The 14625-nt window shown below is 69.7% G+C and carries 13 protein-coding genes and 1 tRNA gene; 3 read left to right on the top strand and 11 right to left on the bottom strand.

All coding sequences use genetic code 11. The features are described from left to right. Positions 1 to 73 precede the first annotated feature (73 nt). Positions 74 to 877 (bottom strand): inositol monophosphatase family protein, encoded by an 804-nt coding sequence (locus tag IM770_RS06060; protein WP_203580232.1) that lies wholly within the window; start codon positions 875 to 877, stop codon positions 74 to 76. A gap of 97 nt (positions 878 to 974) precedes the next feature. On the opposite strand from IM770_RS06060, the gene IM770_RS06055 reads away from it, so the two are divergent. Continuing rightward, positions 975 to 2573, top strand: a complete 1599-nt coding sequence (locus IM770_RS06055) for a phytoene desaturase family protein (protein ID WP_203580231.1) — start codon at positions 975 to 977, stop codon at positions 2571 to 2573. 150 nt (positions 2574 to 2723) lie between these two features. On the opposite strand, the gene IM770_RS06050 is transcribed toward IM770_RS06055, so the two are convergent. The 8 genes from IM770_RS06050 to IM770_RS06015 form a co-directional block, all read right to left on the bottom strand. Then, positions 2724 to 3779, bottom strand: a complete 1056-nt coding sequence (locus tag IM770_RS06050; protein WP_203580230.1) for a hypothetical protein — start codon at positions 3777 to 3779, stop codon at positions 2724 to 2726. A 130-nt stretch (positions 3780 to 3909) separates the two neighbouring features. Continuing rightward, positions 3910 to 3994, bottom strand: a tRNA-Tyr gene (locus IM770_RS06045). Positions 3995 to 4218: 224 nt separating this feature from the next. Continuing rightward, positions 4219 to 5130: a PfkB family carbohydrate kinase gene (locus tag IM770_RS06040; RefSeq protein WP_203580229.1), complete on the bottom strand. Its 912-nt coding sequence runs from the start codon at positions 5128 to 5130 to the stop codon at positions 4219 to 4221. Continuing rightward, complete coding sequence (locus tag IM770_RS06035) at positions 5127 to 5627, bottom strand: FBP domain-containing protein (protein WP_203580228.1); 501 nt, start codon at positions 5625 to 5627, stop codon at positions 5127 to 5129. Before IM770_RS06035 ends, IM770_RS06040 begins: the two co-directional genes overlap by 4 nt. Before the next feature lie 86 nt (positions 5628 to 5713). Then, positions 5714 to 6625 carry a bile acid:sodium symporter family protein gene (locus IM770_RS06030; protein WP_239065800.1) on the bottom strand — a complete coding sequence of 304 codons (912 nt, stop codon included), beginning with the start codon at positions 6623 to 6625 and terminating at the stop codon, positions 5714 to 5716. Positions 6626 to 6763: 138 nt separating this feature from the next. After that, positions 6764 to 7660: a sugar ABC transporter permease gene (locus IM770_RS06025; protein ID WP_203580396.1), complete on the bottom strand. Its 897-nt coding sequence runs from the start codon at positions 7658 to 7660 to the stop codon at positions 6764 to 6766. Positions 7661 to 7775: 115 nt separating this feature from the next. Further along, entirely contained in the window at positions 7776 to 9392 is a 1617-nt protein-coding gene (gene malF / locus IM770_RS06020; RefSeq protein WP_203580227.1) for a maltose ABC transporter permease MalF, read from the bottom strand. 81 nt (positions 9393 to 9473) lie between these two features. Continuing rightward, on the bottom strand, positions 9474 to 10706 hold the full coding sequence (locus tag IM770_RS06015) for a sugar ABC transporter substrate-binding protein (RefSeq protein ID WP_203580226.1): 1233 nt from the start codon (positions 10704 to 10706) through the stop codon (positions 9474 to 9476). Positions 10707 to 10958: 252 nt separating this feature from the next. Between IM770_RS06015 and IM770_RS06010 the strand changes: the two genes are divergently transcribed. Beyond that, positions 10959 to 11447: a YajQ family cyclic di-GMP-binding protein gene (locus tag IM770_RS06010; protein WP_203580225.1), complete on the top strand. Its 489-nt coding sequence runs from the start codon at positions 10959 to 10961 to the stop codon at positions 11445 to 11447. A gap of 54 nt (positions 11448 to 11501) precedes the next feature. Here IM770_RS06010 and IM770_RS06005 read toward each other — a convergent pair whose 3' ends face one another. Both IM770_RS06005 and IM770_RS06000 read right to left on the bottom strand, forming a co-directional pair. Next, positions 11502 to 12869, bottom strand: a complete 1368-nt coding sequence (locus IM770_RS06005; protein ID WP_203580224.1) for a GGDEF domain-containing protein — start codon at positions 12867 to 12869, stop codon at positions 11502 to 11504. Beyond that, positions 12866 to 13600 carry an alpha/beta fold hydrolase gene (locus tag IM770_RS06000; protein ID WP_203580395.1) on the bottom strand — a complete coding sequence of 245 codons (735 nt, stop codon included), beginning with the start codon at positions 13598 to 13600 and terminating at the stop codon, positions 12866 to 12868. The genes IM770_RS06005 and IM770_RS06000 overlap by 4 nt, the downstream gene beginning before the upstream one ends. Positions 13601 to 13871: 271 nt before the next feature. Here IM770_RS06000 and IM770_RS05995 point away from each other — a divergent pair, with 271 nt between their 5' ends. Continuing rightward, positions 13872 to 14597 (top strand): TetR/AcrR family transcriptional regulator, encoded by a 726-nt coding sequence (locus IM770_RS05995; protein WP_203580223.1) that lies wholly within the window; start codon positions 13872 to 13874, stop codon positions 14595 to 14597. Positions 14598 to 14625 lie beyond the last annotated feature (28 nt).

The following is a 14625-nucleotide window of genomic DNA, read 5'->3' as shown; positions in this document are numbered from 1 at the left end:
GAGCGTCCTGGGAATGCCATGTGCGGCTCGCATTTCGGGGGGATCGTTTCGTGAAAATTCGATGAGAGCGCGCTCAGACGAGCCCGGCCGCGGTCGCGAGACGGTCGAAGATCGCCGGGGTGGCGGCCACGATCAGCGGCGCGCGCGGCGAGTCACCGGGCTCGGCGCGGCCGAACCGGCCGCCGGCCTCGGTCACCAGCAGAGAGCCGGCGGCGAGGTCCCAGGGGGCGAGGCCTCGCTCGAAATACCCGTCGAATCGACCCGCGGCGACGTACGACAGATCGAGGGCCGCCGACCCGCCGCGACGAAGGTCACGGGCGAGGCCGGGCATCACCCGGGCGATCATCTCGAGGTCGCCGGGTCGAGTCGCCGGGTCGTAGCCGAATCCGGTGGCCAGGAGCGCACCCGCGGGCCCCACTTCGGCGTTGACGGCCAGACGGTTCTCGCCGAGCCATGCGCCCTCGCCGCGGGCGGCGTGGAACAGCTCGCCGACGACGGGCGTGTAGACGACGCCGGCCAGGGCCTCCCAGGCGCCGGGCGTCGGCTCGCCCCGGACGGCGGCGATGCTCACGGCGTAGGTCGGGATGCCGTACGCGTAGTTGACGGTGCCGTCGATCGGGTCCACGACCCAGGTGATCTCGGACGCGCCGTCCCCGCCGCCGGTCTCCTCGCCGAGGAAGCCGTCGTCGGGCCGCGCCTCCTTCAGGCGCGTGCGGATCAGGGCCTCGACCTCGCGGTCGGCCTCGGTGACGATGTCGGCGAGCGCCGACTTGGTCGCCGCGATCGCGACCCCCGCGTCGCGGCGCGTGCGCGCGAGCTCACCCGCTTCGCGCGCGATGTCGATGGCCAGGGTGACGAGATCGTGCTCGAGGCTCATGACTCCCACGCTATCCGTCGGGCGGCGCGCCGAGCGATGGACGGCGATCGGCACAGGGCGGGAAGGCCGTCATGGCGAAGGTGGGTAGCGTGAACCCATGGCCGCCGCAGTCCCCTCCCCCGCCTACGACGTCGTCATCGTGGGCGGCGGACACAACGCGCTCGTCGCTGCCGCCTACCTGGCGAAGGCGGGCCATTCGGTCGTCGTGCTCGAGCGACTCGACCACGTGGGCGGTGCGGCGGTGTCGGAGCGGCCGTGGCCGGGCGTCGACGCGCGCCTCTCGCGCTACTCCTACCTCGTGAGCCTGCTGCCCCGGCGCATCATCGACGACCTGGGGCTCGGCATCCGTCTCGCCCGCCGGCGCTACTCCTCCTACACGCCCGATCCGGCCGATCCGTCGCGCGGGCTCCTCATCGACACGGCGGATGCCGCCACCACCGCCGACTCCTTCGCCCGAGTGACGGGATCCCGGGCGGAGGCGGTGCGGCTCGCCGACCTCTACGAGCGGATCGCCCCCGTCGCCCGGCTGCTGTTTCCTTCGATGACCGCGCCCCTCCAGCGCGACCGCGAGCTGCGGGGTGCCGTCGGCGACGACCGGCTGTGGGCGGACCTCGTCGAGCGGCCGCTGGGGCAGCTGCTGCGGTCCTCCCTCGACACCGACATCGCGCGCGGCATCGCGCTCACGGACGGGCTCATCGGCACCTTCGCCTCGGCCGACGACGAGAGCCTGCGGCAGAACCGCTGCTTCCTGTACCACGTCATCGGGGGCGGCACCGGCGACTGGGACGTGCCGGTCGGCGGTATGGGCCGAGTGACCGCCGAGCTCGCTCGAGCCGCGTCCGACGCGGGCGCCGAGCTGCGCACCGACGCCGAAGTCGTGGCGGTGAGCCCGGACGGCGAGGCCACGCTGGGCGACGGCGGAGTCGTCCACGCCCGACTGGTGCTGAGCGGCGTGGGTCCGGCGTTGCTGGCCCGCCTGCTGGCCGCCGGCGGAGCACCGGCGGATGACTCAGGCGCCTCCTCGGAGGCGCCGGAGGGCGCGCAGCTCAAGGTCAACATGCTGCTGCGACGCCTCCCCCGCCTGCGCGACGACCGTGTGGCGCCCGAGGCGGCGTTCGCGGGCACCTTCCACGTCAACGAGACCATGTCGCAGCTCGACCGGGCGTTCACGACGGCCGGCGCCGGCGGCATCCCCGACCCGCTCCCCGCCGAGATCTACTGCCACTCGCTCACGGATCCGTCGATCCTCGGGCCCGAGCTGCGCGCGTCCGGCGCGCACACGCTGACGCTCTTCGGCCTGCAGGTGCCGCACCGTCTGGTCGAAGGACAGGAGACGGATGCCGCGCGCACGACTCTGCTCCAGGCGGCCCAGCGTTCGCTTGACAGCGTGCTCGCCGAGCCGCTCGCCGACTGCCTGTACGTCGCGCCCGACGGCAGCCCGTGCGTGGAGGCGCGGACGACGGCCGACCTCGAGCGGTCGCTCGGCATGATCGGCGGCGACATCTTCCACGGCGCGCTGTCGTGGCCGTGGGCGACCGCCGACGAGCCGCTCGGTACGCCCGCGCAGCGCTGGGGCGTCGCCACGGCGCACGCGAACGTGCTGCTGTGCGGGTCGGGCGCGCGACGAGGTGGAGCCGTCAGCGGGCTCGGTGGTCACAACGCGGCGATGGCCGCGCTCGAGCTGCTCGCCCGCTGACCCGGCCCCGGCGCCCGCTGCGCGGCCCGCGCCGAGGCCCGCACAGGAGAACCCCGGATCTACCGGATCGCCCCAGGCCGAGAACCTCCTGCACACGCCCGGATCTCCTGTGGAAGGGGTCGGCGGATGCCGGGAGCACAGGCCCCGGAATCAGTGACGCGGCGGCAGGGGCGGGGGCGGCGGGTAGCCCTCGTAGCCGGGAGCCGACGACGGTGTCTGCGGGGTCGCGGGCGGTACCGGGGGCGTGGGAGCGGCCGACGCCTCAGCGTGCGGAGCGGGGGGCGCCGGGACGTGCGGGGTGGTAGGCGCTGCAGCGTGAGCGGCGGTGGGCGTGAAGACGTGGGCGCCGGGCGACGGGTAGCCGGTGTAGTAGGCGTTCCAGTCCGGCGACCCGTCCGGGAGCATCGGCAGCGGCGTGACGCCGTCCACGAACGTCGGCCAGGGCAGCAGCTCCTGGGTGGGCGACGCGGGCAGCGCCCGCGCCGACGCCGGTGCCGCCGCACCGGCAGCGAGCGGCGCGTGCGAGCGGACCTTCTTGGGCGCGAAGAGCACGTTGACGAGGGGAAGGAGCGCGGTACCCACCGCGGCGAGGATCGCGACCGCGACCACGATCCGCCAGTAGAGGTCGGTGAGGTAGAGCCACTCCCAGAACGCGAGCGGGATGATGAGGAGGGTCGCGAGTGCGAGCACCAGCACGATGGTGACGATCGCGACGGTGCGGGTGAAGGGCGTGTCGTAGCGCTGGAGCGCTTTGAGGTAGAAGCGCACGTGCAGCAGCACCAACTGGAGGATGAGCACGATGAGCAGGAAGCTGATGAAGCGCGAGAACCCGAGCCAGTGGTACCGCTCCGGCATCCAGATCATGACGGCGCCGAGCAGCAGCGCGATGATCCACGAGGCCATGCTGGCCAGGGCGAACCAGGCCGGCCGGCGCGGGGCCAGGTGAGCATCGAGGATCGCGACACCGGCGAACGCGACGAGCAGCAGGATCGTCAGGAACGCGCGGCCGATGAGGCCGTTCTGGCTGCCGATCAGCACCCACACCACGCACACGATGGCGGCGGCGATCAGCGCCCCGATCGCCACCCAGATCGCGGCGCGCAGCAGCGGCGAGGTCGAGGCATCCGCCCGCGCCTGCTGAGGCGTCCCATACGGGGCCGCCGGCGGGTACGAGTCGGGCGTCGCATGCGGGTCGGGCGCGGTCATGGCGGTCCTCTCGTGGCGGGGTGCCTGCACGCCCATCCTGACACGCGACCGGCGGCCCGTGTGGGCCGTGACGAAGCGCCGCCAGACCCCCGAAACCACGAAGCGCCCCGCAGTGCGGGGCGCTTTCGCATGGTGGCGAGTGAGGGATTCGAACCCCCGAAGTCTAAGACGGCTGATTTACAGTCAGATCCCTTTGGCCGCTTGGGTAACTCGCCAGTGCGCGCCCGTCCGACTTTTCCAGACGACCGGAGGCGCGATCCACCATCTTACGCGTACATCGCCGAGGTCAGAAATCGGCGCCACGCATGCCACCCCGGCGCCCGCCGTCGGTGGTCGCAACACGCGGAATCCGCGCCGCGATCCCGCGTGTCGTGACACACGAACGACGATGCGCGGCCGCCACGCGCCCGGGGCCCGACTGCACCGGCGACGCCCGACCTCAGGTGCCGATGCGGTCGAGGTCGAGCCCGCCGAGGGCGTCTGGGGTACGCAGCAGCGCGCCCTCGAATCGGCACGTCGCCGCCGCGGTGTCCATCGCGGTGCGCAGCACCTCTTCCCACTCCTCGGCAGCGAGCGGCGGGCCGGCCACGATCCCCGCGACAGTCGCGGCGAAGGCCGCGTCCCCGGCGCCCATCGTGTCGACGATGCGTCCGGGCAGGTTCGAGATCGGCCGCGTCACGACCACGTCGCCCGCCTCGATCGTCGCTCCGGCGGCGCCTTCGGTCGCCAGTACCGCCCGGGCGCCGAGGTCGACGAGACGCGCACGGAGCGCATCGAGCCGGTCGTCGTAGAGCAGCGAGGCGTCGTCCTCGCCGATCTTGACGAGCACGGCCTCCGCGGCGAGCCGCTCGAAGCCGCGCACGAACTCCGCCGTGTCGCGCATCATGCCCGTCCGCGGGTTCGGGTCGATCGCGACCGGTGCGCCGGTCGCCTCGATGGCCTCGGCGAGCTCGGCCGCCTGCTCGGGGTCGTCGAACGCGAAGCAGCTGACGACGACGAGGTCGGCATCCGTCATCGCCTGACGCTCGGCGTCGCCGAACCTGATCCGCCGCTGCTGCGACGCCTCGTTGAACTCGTAGACCGGCTCCCCCGCGCCCGACCGCGTGCTGACGGCCCGGGCGGTGCCGAGCAGCGACGGGGTGGCGATGAGGTCGACGCCGAAATCGGCGAGATAGTGGCGGACGCGCGACGCCGGCTCGTCGTCGCCGAGCATCGCGATGAGCGTCGTCGGCACTCCGAGGCGTCCGAGACCTACGGCGACGTTCAGCGCCGCGCCGCCGACGAATTCGCGCACGCCGTGGTCGTCGCGCAGCTCGTCGATGAGGGCGTCGCCCACCACCACGACGCTCATCGCGAGACGCCCGCGGTCTCGAGCACCCGACCGACGAAGGCCTCGGTGCGCCGGCGCGTGCCGTCGATCTTGAGGTCGACGCTCGCCCGCACCTCGTTCGGCGCGAGGGGCGGCGCCAGGCGCACGTTCTCGTGGCACGACAGGTCGGCGCAGATGTAGGTGCCGACGCTGTCGCCCTGTGCACCCGCGTCGCCCGCCTTGCGGGCTGTGTACATCACGACCTGATCGGCGGGCTGCATCGTGTGGCACAGGTTGCACAGCGCCGCGCGGGCGCGCGACGAGCCCTCGGCGCCACGCAGCACGATGCCGGCGGGTTCGCCGTCGATCTCGGCGACCAGGTAGCCGCGACCCCGCGTGCGCGGGTCGCGCCACGCCAGGAAGTCGAGGTGATCCCAGTCGGTGAGGACGAAATCGGCCGGCAGGGTGACGAGCCGCAGCTCATCGGGGGAAGCGTTCACGAATGACGAACGCACGTCTTCTTCGGTCAGCGGGCGCATGGCACCTCCTCGCCCGCCCAGTCTACGAATGACGGATGCCTCCGCCACCCGCTTGCGCGGCGGGTGGCGGAGGCATCGGCCCCGGATCAGGCGGAGGCCGCGGGCGTGGCGGAGTCTTCGGCCGGATCGGATGCCGCGTCCCCGGCCGCGCGCGAGCGATCGCGGATGAGGAACCCGAAGCCGTAGGCGATGAAGAACATCAGCACGCCGTACACCGCCGCCGGCAGCGATAGCTCTTCCGACCCGAGCACGCTCTGCGCGATCACGATCGCCAGGGTGGCGTTGTGGATGCCGATCTCGAACGACGACGCGATCGACTGCCGCTTGCCCACCTTCACCAGGCGCGGCGCGAAGTAGCCGATCGTCAGGCTGATGAGGCAGAACACGATCGTGATGAGCGACAGGCGGCCGAAGTTCTCGAGCAGGAGCGTCCAGTTCTGCGCGACGGCACCGGCGATCACGACGACGAGGATGATGACCGACGCGATGCGGACGGGCTTGTCCATGGCGTCGGCGAACTTCGGCCAGAAGCGCCGCACGATCATGCCGAGCGCGACCGGCAGCAGCACGATCGCGAAGACCTCGAGCGTCTTCGCCCACTGCAGCCCCAGCTGGTCGTCGAACGGGTTGAAGTAGAGGATCGCGAGGTTCGTGATGAGCGGCAGGGTGAACACGGCGATCACCGAGTTCACCGCCGTGAGCGAGATGTTCAGGGCCACATCGCCCCGGAACAGGTGGCTGTAGAGGTTGGCGGTGGTGCCGCCCGGCGACGCCGCGAGCATCATCATGCCCACCGCGAGGATCGGCGGCAGCTGGAACGCCAGGACCAGGCCGAAGCAGACGAGCGGCAGCAGCACGAGCTGGCAGGCCAGCGCGACGATCACCGCCTTGGGCTGCTTGAGGACGCGGGCGAAGTCGCCGAGGGTGAGGCTCAGGCCGAGCCCGAACATGATGATTCCGAGGGCCACGGGCAGGCCGATGGTGGTCAACTCTGACATGGGACTCAGTGTGCAGGATGGTGCGACCGCGTGTCACCCGTTCTCCACAGCGCGCCCCACGGCATCGGGTGGGCCGAACAGCGCGAAAGGGCGGAGCGGATGCCACGGCATCCGCTCCGCCCATTCGAAACGCTGGCCTCAGCCCTTCGTGGCGCCCGCGGTGAGCCCGCCGACGATGTACTTCTGGAGGAAGAGGAACAGCACGACGACCGGGATGGCCGCCATGACGGCGCCCGCCGAGAAGGCCGCCCAGTCCGCGTAGCGCGGGTTGGAGACGAGCTTCGTGAGTCCGACGACCAGCGTCTGCTTCTCGGGATCGATGAGCATCACGCTCGCGATCACGAACTCGTTGACGATGCCGATGAACGACAGCAGGCCCACGACGGCCAGGATCGGCGCGACCAGACGCAGGATGATCGTGAAGAAGATGCGGGCGTGGCCGGCGCCGTCGATCTTGGCGGCCTCGTCGAGCTCCTTCGGGATGGTGTTGAAGAAGCCGTACATGAGGTACGTGTTCACCCCGAGCGCACCGCCGAGGTAGATCAGGATGAGGCCGCTCAGTGTGTTGAGACCGATCGCGGGGAACCAGTCGCCGATCGCGCTGAACATCAGGAAGATCGCCACGACCGCCAGCAGCTGCGGGAACATCTGCACGACGACGATCGTCACGAGGCCCACACGGCGCCCGGTGAAGCGCATGCGCGAGAACGCGTACGCGGCCAGCGCGCCGATGAACACCATCACGAAGCCCGTCACCGTGGCCACGATGAGCGTGTTCAGGAACCACAGCGGGTAAGGCACCTTGGGATCGGTCAGGATGCGCACGTACGCGTCGAAGCCGATCTGCGAGAACAGCTGGTTGCTGCCCGTGAGCGTGCCGCGCGGGTTGAGCGAGGCCGACAGCACGTACAGGAGCGGGAAGATCGCGAAGATCGACACCACGATCGCGACGAGGTGACGCCAGCCGGTGTCGGCGAACCAGCGCCCGAACGACCGGCGCCGGGCCGGCTTCTCGGGGCGGGGCGATGCGCCCATGCCCGACGCGGCGGACTCGAACTGCTCGGCGGTTCCGCCGGCGAACAGCGCCAGCGTCGTGTTCTGCGCGATCGTCTTCTCAGGGTGAGGGAGGCGGTCCTGGGGCTCAGCCATGTCAGTTCAGCTCCTCGAGTGCCTTGGTCTTGCGGAAACTGATGATCGCGATGGTGGCGACCACGATGAAGATCAGGATCGTGAACGCCGACGCGAGTCCGTAATCGCGGTTCTGCCCGGTGAACGCCACCTTGTAGACCATCGAGATGAGGATGTCGGTGTGCCCGACCGGCAGCGAGACATCCGCGAAGCGGGGGCCGCCGTCGGTGAGCATGTAGATCAGGTTGAAGTTGTTGAAGTTGAACGCGAACGAGGCGATCAGCAGCGGGGTCACGGTCACGAGGAGCAGCGGAAGCTTGATGCGCCGGAAGATCTGCCAGGGGTTGGCGCCGTCCATGACGCCGGCCTCGTTGACCTCCTCCGGGATGCCCTGCAGGGCGCCCATGCAGACGAGGAACATGTAGGGGAAACCGAGCCACAGGTTCACGATCAGCACCGACAGCTTGGCCAGCCAGGGATCGGTGAGCCACGGGATCGACGCCCCGTTGAAGAGCACCTGGTTGATGAACCCGAAGCTCTCGTTCATCATGCCGGCCCAGATGAGCGCCGACAGGAACGCGGGGAACGCGTACGGCAGGATCAGCATGATCCGGTAGCCGTTCTTGAACCGCATCCGCTTGTTCTGGAAGACCAGCGCGAGCAGCAGGCCGAGGAAGAACGTCGACGCGACCGAGAGCGTGGCGAAGACGAAGGTCCACGCCGTCACCGCGAGCAGCGGGCCGCGGATCGAGGCATCGGTCAGCGCCCGCACGAAGTTGTCGAATCCGACGAACACTTGCCAGCCGGGCATCAGCTGCTCGCCGGACTCCGACGTGAACGCGCCGTCGCCGTTGTCGGCGTAGACGGTGCCCGTCGTGGTGTCGGTCATCGTGTCGGCCGCGGGGTCGTACTCCAGCGTCGAAGTGTAGAGGTAGCCCTTCTGGCCGTCCTGCGTGCGGATCGCCCCGTCGTTGGGGTCGTCGCTGTAGGGCACGGCGAGCTGCTCGACCTCGTTGCTGCGCGACAGGACGTCGGCGAAGGTGAGGGTGGTCCAGCCCTCCACCGCGACGGCCTTGCCGCCTTCCATCGTGGCGTCGACGGGCTCGAGCGGCTGCGTGTTGGTGCCCAGCGAGGCCTCGCCGTCGGTGGGATCGGTGACGAGGAGGCCCAGCTCGTTGAAGCGCTCGATCACGGTGACGTCGTACGTCGGCGAGTCCTCGACGCGCACCAGCGACGACCGCATGAGCGAGGCGATCGCCTGGTCCTTGCTGCCGTTGTGGCCGGTGCCGTAGTTCGTGAACCCGATGTAGGCGGTGTAGATGAGCGTGAAGATCTGGAACGCGACAAGAAGGATGATGCCGGGCGCGAGGTACTTGCCGGGGATCTGCTTGCGCGAGAAGTAGATCCAGTTGACGAGGATCGTCACCGCCGCGACGAGCGCCAGCACGATCCACTCGTTGTTGAGGAAGAGGACGAAGACGGCGTAGAGCGCGATCGCGTCGACGATCGCGAGCAGCGCGATCTTCAGCAGGAGCCAGCGGGTCCGGCCGGACGCGGCATCCGCGATGCGCGCTGCGCTGCGCTGACGCGGCGTCTGCGGCGGCGCCTCAGCGGTGTCGGCGTGGACAGTGTCTGTCATGGGTCGTCCTCATCATCGGGACCGGGACGGATGCCTCGGCATCCGTCCCGGTCGCGGTCGCGGTCGTCGGACCGCAGGGTGTTACTGGATGGCGGAGGTCACGTCGTCGACGAGCTTCTGCCACGTGGCGGCCGGGTCGGCGCCGTTGATGATGGCGGCCTCGGCGACGCCCCAGAACTGCCACACCGAGCCCATCGCGGGGATCGCGGGCATCGGCACCGCGTCGGCGCCGACGGCCTGGAAGCCGGCGATGATCGGGTCGGATGCCGCGGTGTCAGCGGCGGCGGTCAGGGCGGGAAGGACGTTGCCCGCCTCGAACAGCTCGAGCTGCACGTCCTCGGTGCCGATGTAGTTGACGAGGAAGTCGTTCGCGGCGACCTTGTTGTCGGACTCCGAGCTCACGAAGAAGCCCTTGACGCCGGCGAACGGCGACGCGACAGCGTCGGTCGGGCTGGGGATCTGGTCGATCACGACGTTGACGCCCGCGTCGGTGGCGACGCCGACGTTCCACGGACCGGTGAGCCAGAAGGCCGCCTCGCCGTCGAGGAACATCGTCTTGGCGATGTCGCCGTCGATGTCGGTGTTGAAGTTGCCGGCCGCGCCCTGCGCGCCGAGCCAGCTGGCGAACTCGAAGCCGCCCTCGCTGCCGAGCTGCAGGTCGGTCGGGTCGTAGTTGCCCTCGGCGTCCGTGCCGAACACCGGGGCGCCGAACGCCGTCTGGAACGGGTACAGGTGGTACGGGTTGCCCTCGGCGCCCTGCTCCACGACGAACGGCGTGGTGAGGCCCGCGGCCTGGCCCTTGGCGATCATGTCGTCGAAGCTGGCGGCCGGCTCGGGGATGAGGTCGGCGTTGCGGAGGATCGCGATGTTCTCGACCGCGTACGGGAGCATGTAGGTCGTGCCCTCGTACGTCGAGGCCTGCAGCGCGACGGGGAGGTAGTCGCCCGAGGTGTCGCCGAGCTCGATGGGAGCGACGACGCCGTTGGTCGACAGCTCGCCCAGCCAGTCGTGCGCGCCCATGACCACGTCGGGGCCCTTGCCGGTCGGCGCCTGCTGGATGAAGTCGTCCTTGATGTCGGCGACGTCCTTGCCGACAAGGTCGACCTCCACACCGGTCTTCTCGCTGTACGCGTCGGCGGCGCCCTGCAGGGCGTCCACGCGCTCGGTGTCGACCCAGACGGTCAGGGTCGTGCTGGCGTCGCCGCCTTCTTCGTTCTCAGCGGTGTCGTTGCCGCTGCCCGCGCAGCCGGCGAGGACGATCGACGCCACGGCGAGACCGCCGAGGGCGATCCAGCTCTTCTTGTTCACCTTCATCGGTGCAGTGCCTCTCTGGAGTGCGTAGTGAGTCCGACCGCACCTGTCGTCGCGACGGTGCGGGTCGACTCTCGCCTGCGATTGCAAGCGCTTACATTCTGCATCGGCAGACGTTGTATGGCAACACGGGCGCGATGATCGATATCTGCCCGTGACTATCACGGTCGTTATGGAACCGCTTGCAAGCGCAGGCCCGCGGCCGCGGCATCCGCTTCTCGTCCTCCGAGGGGAGCCGCCGATAGACTGCCTGCCATGGCGGACTCGAGTTTTGACATCGTTTCGAAGGTTGATCACCAGGAGGCGGAGAACGCCCTCAACCAGGCGCGCAAAGAGATCGAGCAGCGCTACGACTTCAAGGGCACCGGCGCCTCGGTCGAGTGGAGTGGCGAGTCCGTGCTGATCAAGGCCAGCACCGAGGAGCGCGCGAAGGCCGTGCTGGACGTCTTCCAGTCCAAGCTGATCAAGCGCGGCATCTCGCTGAAGAGCCTCGAATCGGGCGAGCCCTTCGCCAGCGGCAAGGAGTACCGGATCGTCTCGACGATCAAGGACGGCATCTCGTCCGAGAACGCGAAGAAGATCTCGAAGATCATCCGCGACGAGGGCCCCAAGTCGGTCAAGTCGCAGATCCAGGGCGATGAGCTGCGCGTGCAGTCGAAGTCGCGCGACGACCTCCAGGAGGTCCAGCGCCTGCTGAAGGCTGCCGACCTGGACGTCGACCTGCAGTTCGTCAACTACCGCTGACGCGGACGGATGCCGCGGCCCGCGGCATCCGCTCTGGCCAGCGCGGAGTCACGCTCAGTGCACGTCGAGCGTGGCGCGGTCCTTGCCGGCGCGCTTGGCGTCGTACATGGCGGCGTCGGCGCGGACGAGCAGCTGCTGCGCCGACGGGTGGGGGTCGACGTCGGGACGGTAGAGCGAGATCCCGACGCTCACCGACGCGGAGACGACGCCGTCCGGCACGGCGACCGGCACGCGGCACAGCTCGAGGGTGCGGTCGGCGATGCTCTCCGCGGCGTGCGCGTCGGCTCCCGGGCAGATCGCGACGAACTCGTCGCCGCCGATCCGGCCGACGATGTCGCCCGCGCGCACACCCCCGTGCAGACGCGATGCGAGCTCCACGAGAACGGTGTCACCCGCGGCGTGACCGAACGCGTCGTTGATGCTCTTGAAGTCGTCGACGTCGAGGAACAGCACCGCCAAGGGCTCGCCCGCCGTCGCGGCGACCGTGATGGCATCGTCCAGGGTCATCTGCAGCAGCTGCCGGTTCGCGACGCCCGTGAGCTGATCGTGCAAGGCCAGAAGCGCCAGGCGGCGCTGCAGCCGCACGCGGACGAGGGTCTGGGACGCCTGCCGCCCGAGCGCCTGCTGCAGATCGAAGAAGTGGAAGTCGAACTCGACGCGCTCGGAGAAGAAGCACACGAGCACGCCCAGCCGCTCGCCATCCGCGATGAGCGGGGTCACACTCAGCGCGGTAATGCCGTTCGCGCGCATCGCGGCGCTCAGGTCCGGGTACTCGGTGTCGTCGTCCCGCACGACCGTCACATCGGCGGTCTCCCGCAGCTGCGGCACGGGCGCCACCCGCCCTTCCAGCGGATTGGTGCCGCCGGTCAGCAGGAGCTGGCCGTCTTCCTGCCGCAGCAGCACGGCGGTGTGGCTCGCCGCGAAGGCATCGCCGGCCACGGCCGCGAACGACTGGGCGACCTCCTCGTCGGTGGCGCTGACACCGAACATGGTCGACACCTCCTGCAGCACGCGCACCCGCTGCTCCGACTGTTCGGCCGCGCGCCGTGCCGCGAGGATCTCCCGCTCGTACCGGACGCGTTCGGTCGCATTGAAGATCGCGAAGCGGACGACACCGGCCTCGTCGTCCTGCGAGGCGTTCAGCAGGACGGGCAGCTCGGCGCCGTCCCGCGTGCGCAGGGTGAGGGCGATCTCGTGGACGGCGCCCTGCAGGTGGAGGACCTGGCGGTGACGCGTCTCGAAGAACAGTCGGCTGCCGCCGTCGAGCAGGCTGACGAATGAGGCTCCGAGCAGCTCGCCGCGCGTGTGGCCGGTCCAGGAGAGGAAGGTGTCGTTCGCGTCGAGGATCGCGCCGTCCGGCGACGTCGCGATGAGACCGCACGGCGCCAACTGGAACCATGCGCTGTCGGCGGAGGGACTCACGAGAGGAACCGCCGCACGTGGAACGCGACGTCATCGGGCGCGGACAGGATCGGGACGTGGCCGGTCGTGTCGAGCATCTCGAACCGGCTGCCCGCAATCGCGGCGTGCACGTACCTGCCGACAGCGACCGGCGCGATCACGTCGTCGCGGCACTGCAGGACCAGCGTCGGGACGGACACGCGGCCGAGGTCCCGTCGATTGTCGGAGGTGAACGTGACCCGTGCGAAATGGCGGGCGATCTCGGGATCGACGCTGCAGAAGCTGTCGCTGAGACGGTCTCCGAGCGTCGGCCGGTCCGGCGTTCCCATGATCATCGGCGCGGTCTGCCGCGACCACCCCAGGTAGTTGGCGTCCAGCGAGTCCAGGAGCGCGTCGATGTCGGCGTGCTCGAAGCCACCGGCGTAGTCCCCGTCGTTGATGTAGCGGGGAGACGGACTGACCAGGACCAGCCCGCGGTACCGGTCGGGGTTGAGGTTGGCGGCCAGCACGCCGATCATCGCGCTGACGGAATGGCCGACGAACACCACGTCCTGTGCCCCGATGGCGTCGAGGATCTCTTCGACATCGCGCGCGTAGCCGTCGAGCTCGCCGTACCGGGTGCGGTCGTAGGCGGACCAGTCCGAGCCACCGGCACCGACGTGGTCGAACAGCACCACCCGGTGGTCCGCTTCGAAGCGCGGCGCGATCAGGCTCCAGGTCTCCTGGCTGCACCCGAACCCATGCGCGAACATCACCACGGGGCCGAAAGGGTCACCTGATAGCGTCACATTGTTGCGACGCAGCACGTCAGCCGCTCCTGCTGCCGAAACGGCCGCGGAGTCGATCGTCACGAGTCGCGGATCTGGGGAACGAGCATGGTGGGGGGCCTCTCGAGCAGGCGATGCAGAAGGGCTGAACCGCGAACAACCGCTTACAGCGTAAGCCTCTGGCGATCATACCGTGCCATCCCCCGCATGGGGAAACCCCTCGTGTGCCGACGCTCCGCAGAGGAAGATTGCCGCCATGGCACGACGCGCTGAAGATGACACGGCGCCGGCAGCGGGGCCCTCGACGCACCGGCTGAGCCGGGAGCTCATCGTCGCAACCGCTTTGGAGCAGATCGATGCCGCAGATGTGGGCGCCTTGTCGATGCGCTCGCTGGCCCACGAGCTGGGCGTCGAGGCGATGTCGCTCTATCGCTATGTGAAGGGCAAGGAGGACCTCCTCGAGGGAGTCGTCGCCCTGCTGATGGGCGACTTGATGTCGAATCTGCAAGCCGATCCTGCCGACCACTGGCAGGGGTATCTGCAGACGACGGCACACGAGATCCGGCGCATCGCCGTCGACCACCCGCGGGTCTTTCCCCTCGTGGCCACCCGGCATCCGGCCGCACCTTGGCTGCGTCCGCCGCTGCGCAGCGTGGAGGCCGTGAATGCGTTCCTGTCGACGCTGATCGGATTCGGCTTCACCGATCAGCAGGCCGTCGACACCTACCGATCCTTCACCAGCTTCCTGCTCGGTCAGCTGCTCCTCGAGTCGGCGACCCGGGGGGCACCGACCGGGCCGGTGGAGGCGCCGATCGACGAGGGCGACTCGCCTGGCTCCACCGCGGCGGCGGGCCCCACGCTTGATGACGCACCCGAGGTGCGCCGGCTCCGCCCGCTCCTCAGCGAAGATCGCAGCGACGAGGAGTTCGAGGTGTCGCTGGAAGAACTGATGGACCGGCTCGACCGCGAACTCAGCCGGTAGCGGGCCCGGGCACTCGACCGCGAACTCA

Source organism: Microbacterium hibisci (assembly GCF_015278255.1).
Lineage (GTDB): Bacteria > Actinomycetota > Actinomycetes > Actinomycetales > Microbacteriaceae > Microbacterium > Microbacterium hibisci.
The sequence above is the reverse complement of the archived record's forward strand: the minus strand, read 5'-3'. Positions and strand labels throughout refer to the sequence as shown.

What these genes read in the sequence shown, in the direction of transcription:
- IM770_RS06035 (WP_203580228.1), bottom strand. Translation starts at nt 5,627, where the DNA reads ATGCGCCCGCTGACCGAAGAAGACGTGCGTTCGTCATTCGTGAACGCT.
- IM770_RS06030 (WP_239065800.1), bottom strand. Translation starts at nt 6,625, where the DNA reads ATGTCAGAGTTGACCACCATCGGCCTGCCCGTGGCCCTCGGAATCATC.
- IM770_RS06015 (WP_203580226.1), bottom strand. Translation starts at nt 10,706, where the DNA reads ATGAAGGTGAACAAGAAGAGCTGGATCGCCCTCGGCGGTCTCGCCGTG.
- IM770_RS06010 (WP_203580225.1), top strand. Translation starts at nt 10,959, where the DNA reads ATGGCGGACTCGAGTTTTGACATCGTTTCGAAGGTTGATCACCAGGAG.
- IM770_RS05995 (WP_203580223.1), top strand. Translation starts at nt 13,872, where the DNA reads ATGGCACGACGCGCTGAAGATGACACGGCGCCGGCAGCGGGGCCCTCG.
- IM770_RS06055 (WP_203580231.1), top strand. Translation starts at nt 975, where the DNA reads ATGGCCGCCGCAGTCCCCTCCCCCGCCTACGACGTCGTCATCGTGGGC.
- IM770_RS06040 (WP_203580229.1), bottom strand. Translation starts at nt 5,130, where the DNA reads ATGAGCGTCGTGGTGGTGGGCGACGCCCTCATCGACGAGCTGCGCGAC.
- IM770_RS06050 (WP_203580230.1), bottom strand. Translation starts at nt 3,779, where the DNA reads ATGACCGCGCCCGACCCGCATGCGACGCCCGACTCGTACCCGCCGGCG.
- IM770_RS06025 (WP_203580396.1), bottom strand. Translation starts at nt 7,660, where the DNA reads ATGGGCGCATCGCCCCGCCCCGAGAAGCCGGCCCGGCGCCGGTCGTTC.
- malF (WP_203580227.1), bottom strand. Translation starts at nt 9,392, where the DNA reads ATGACAGACACTGTCCACGCCGACACCGCTGAGGCGCCGCCGCAGACG.
- IM770_RS06060 (WP_203580232.1), bottom strand. Translation starts at nt 877, where the DNA reads ATGAGCCTCGAGCACGATCTCGTCACCCTGGCCATCGACATCGCGCGC.
- IM770_RS06000 (WP_203580395.1), bottom strand. Translation starts at nt 13,600, where the DNA reads ATGTTCGCGCATGGGTTCGGGTGCAGCCAGGAGACCTGGAGCCTGATC.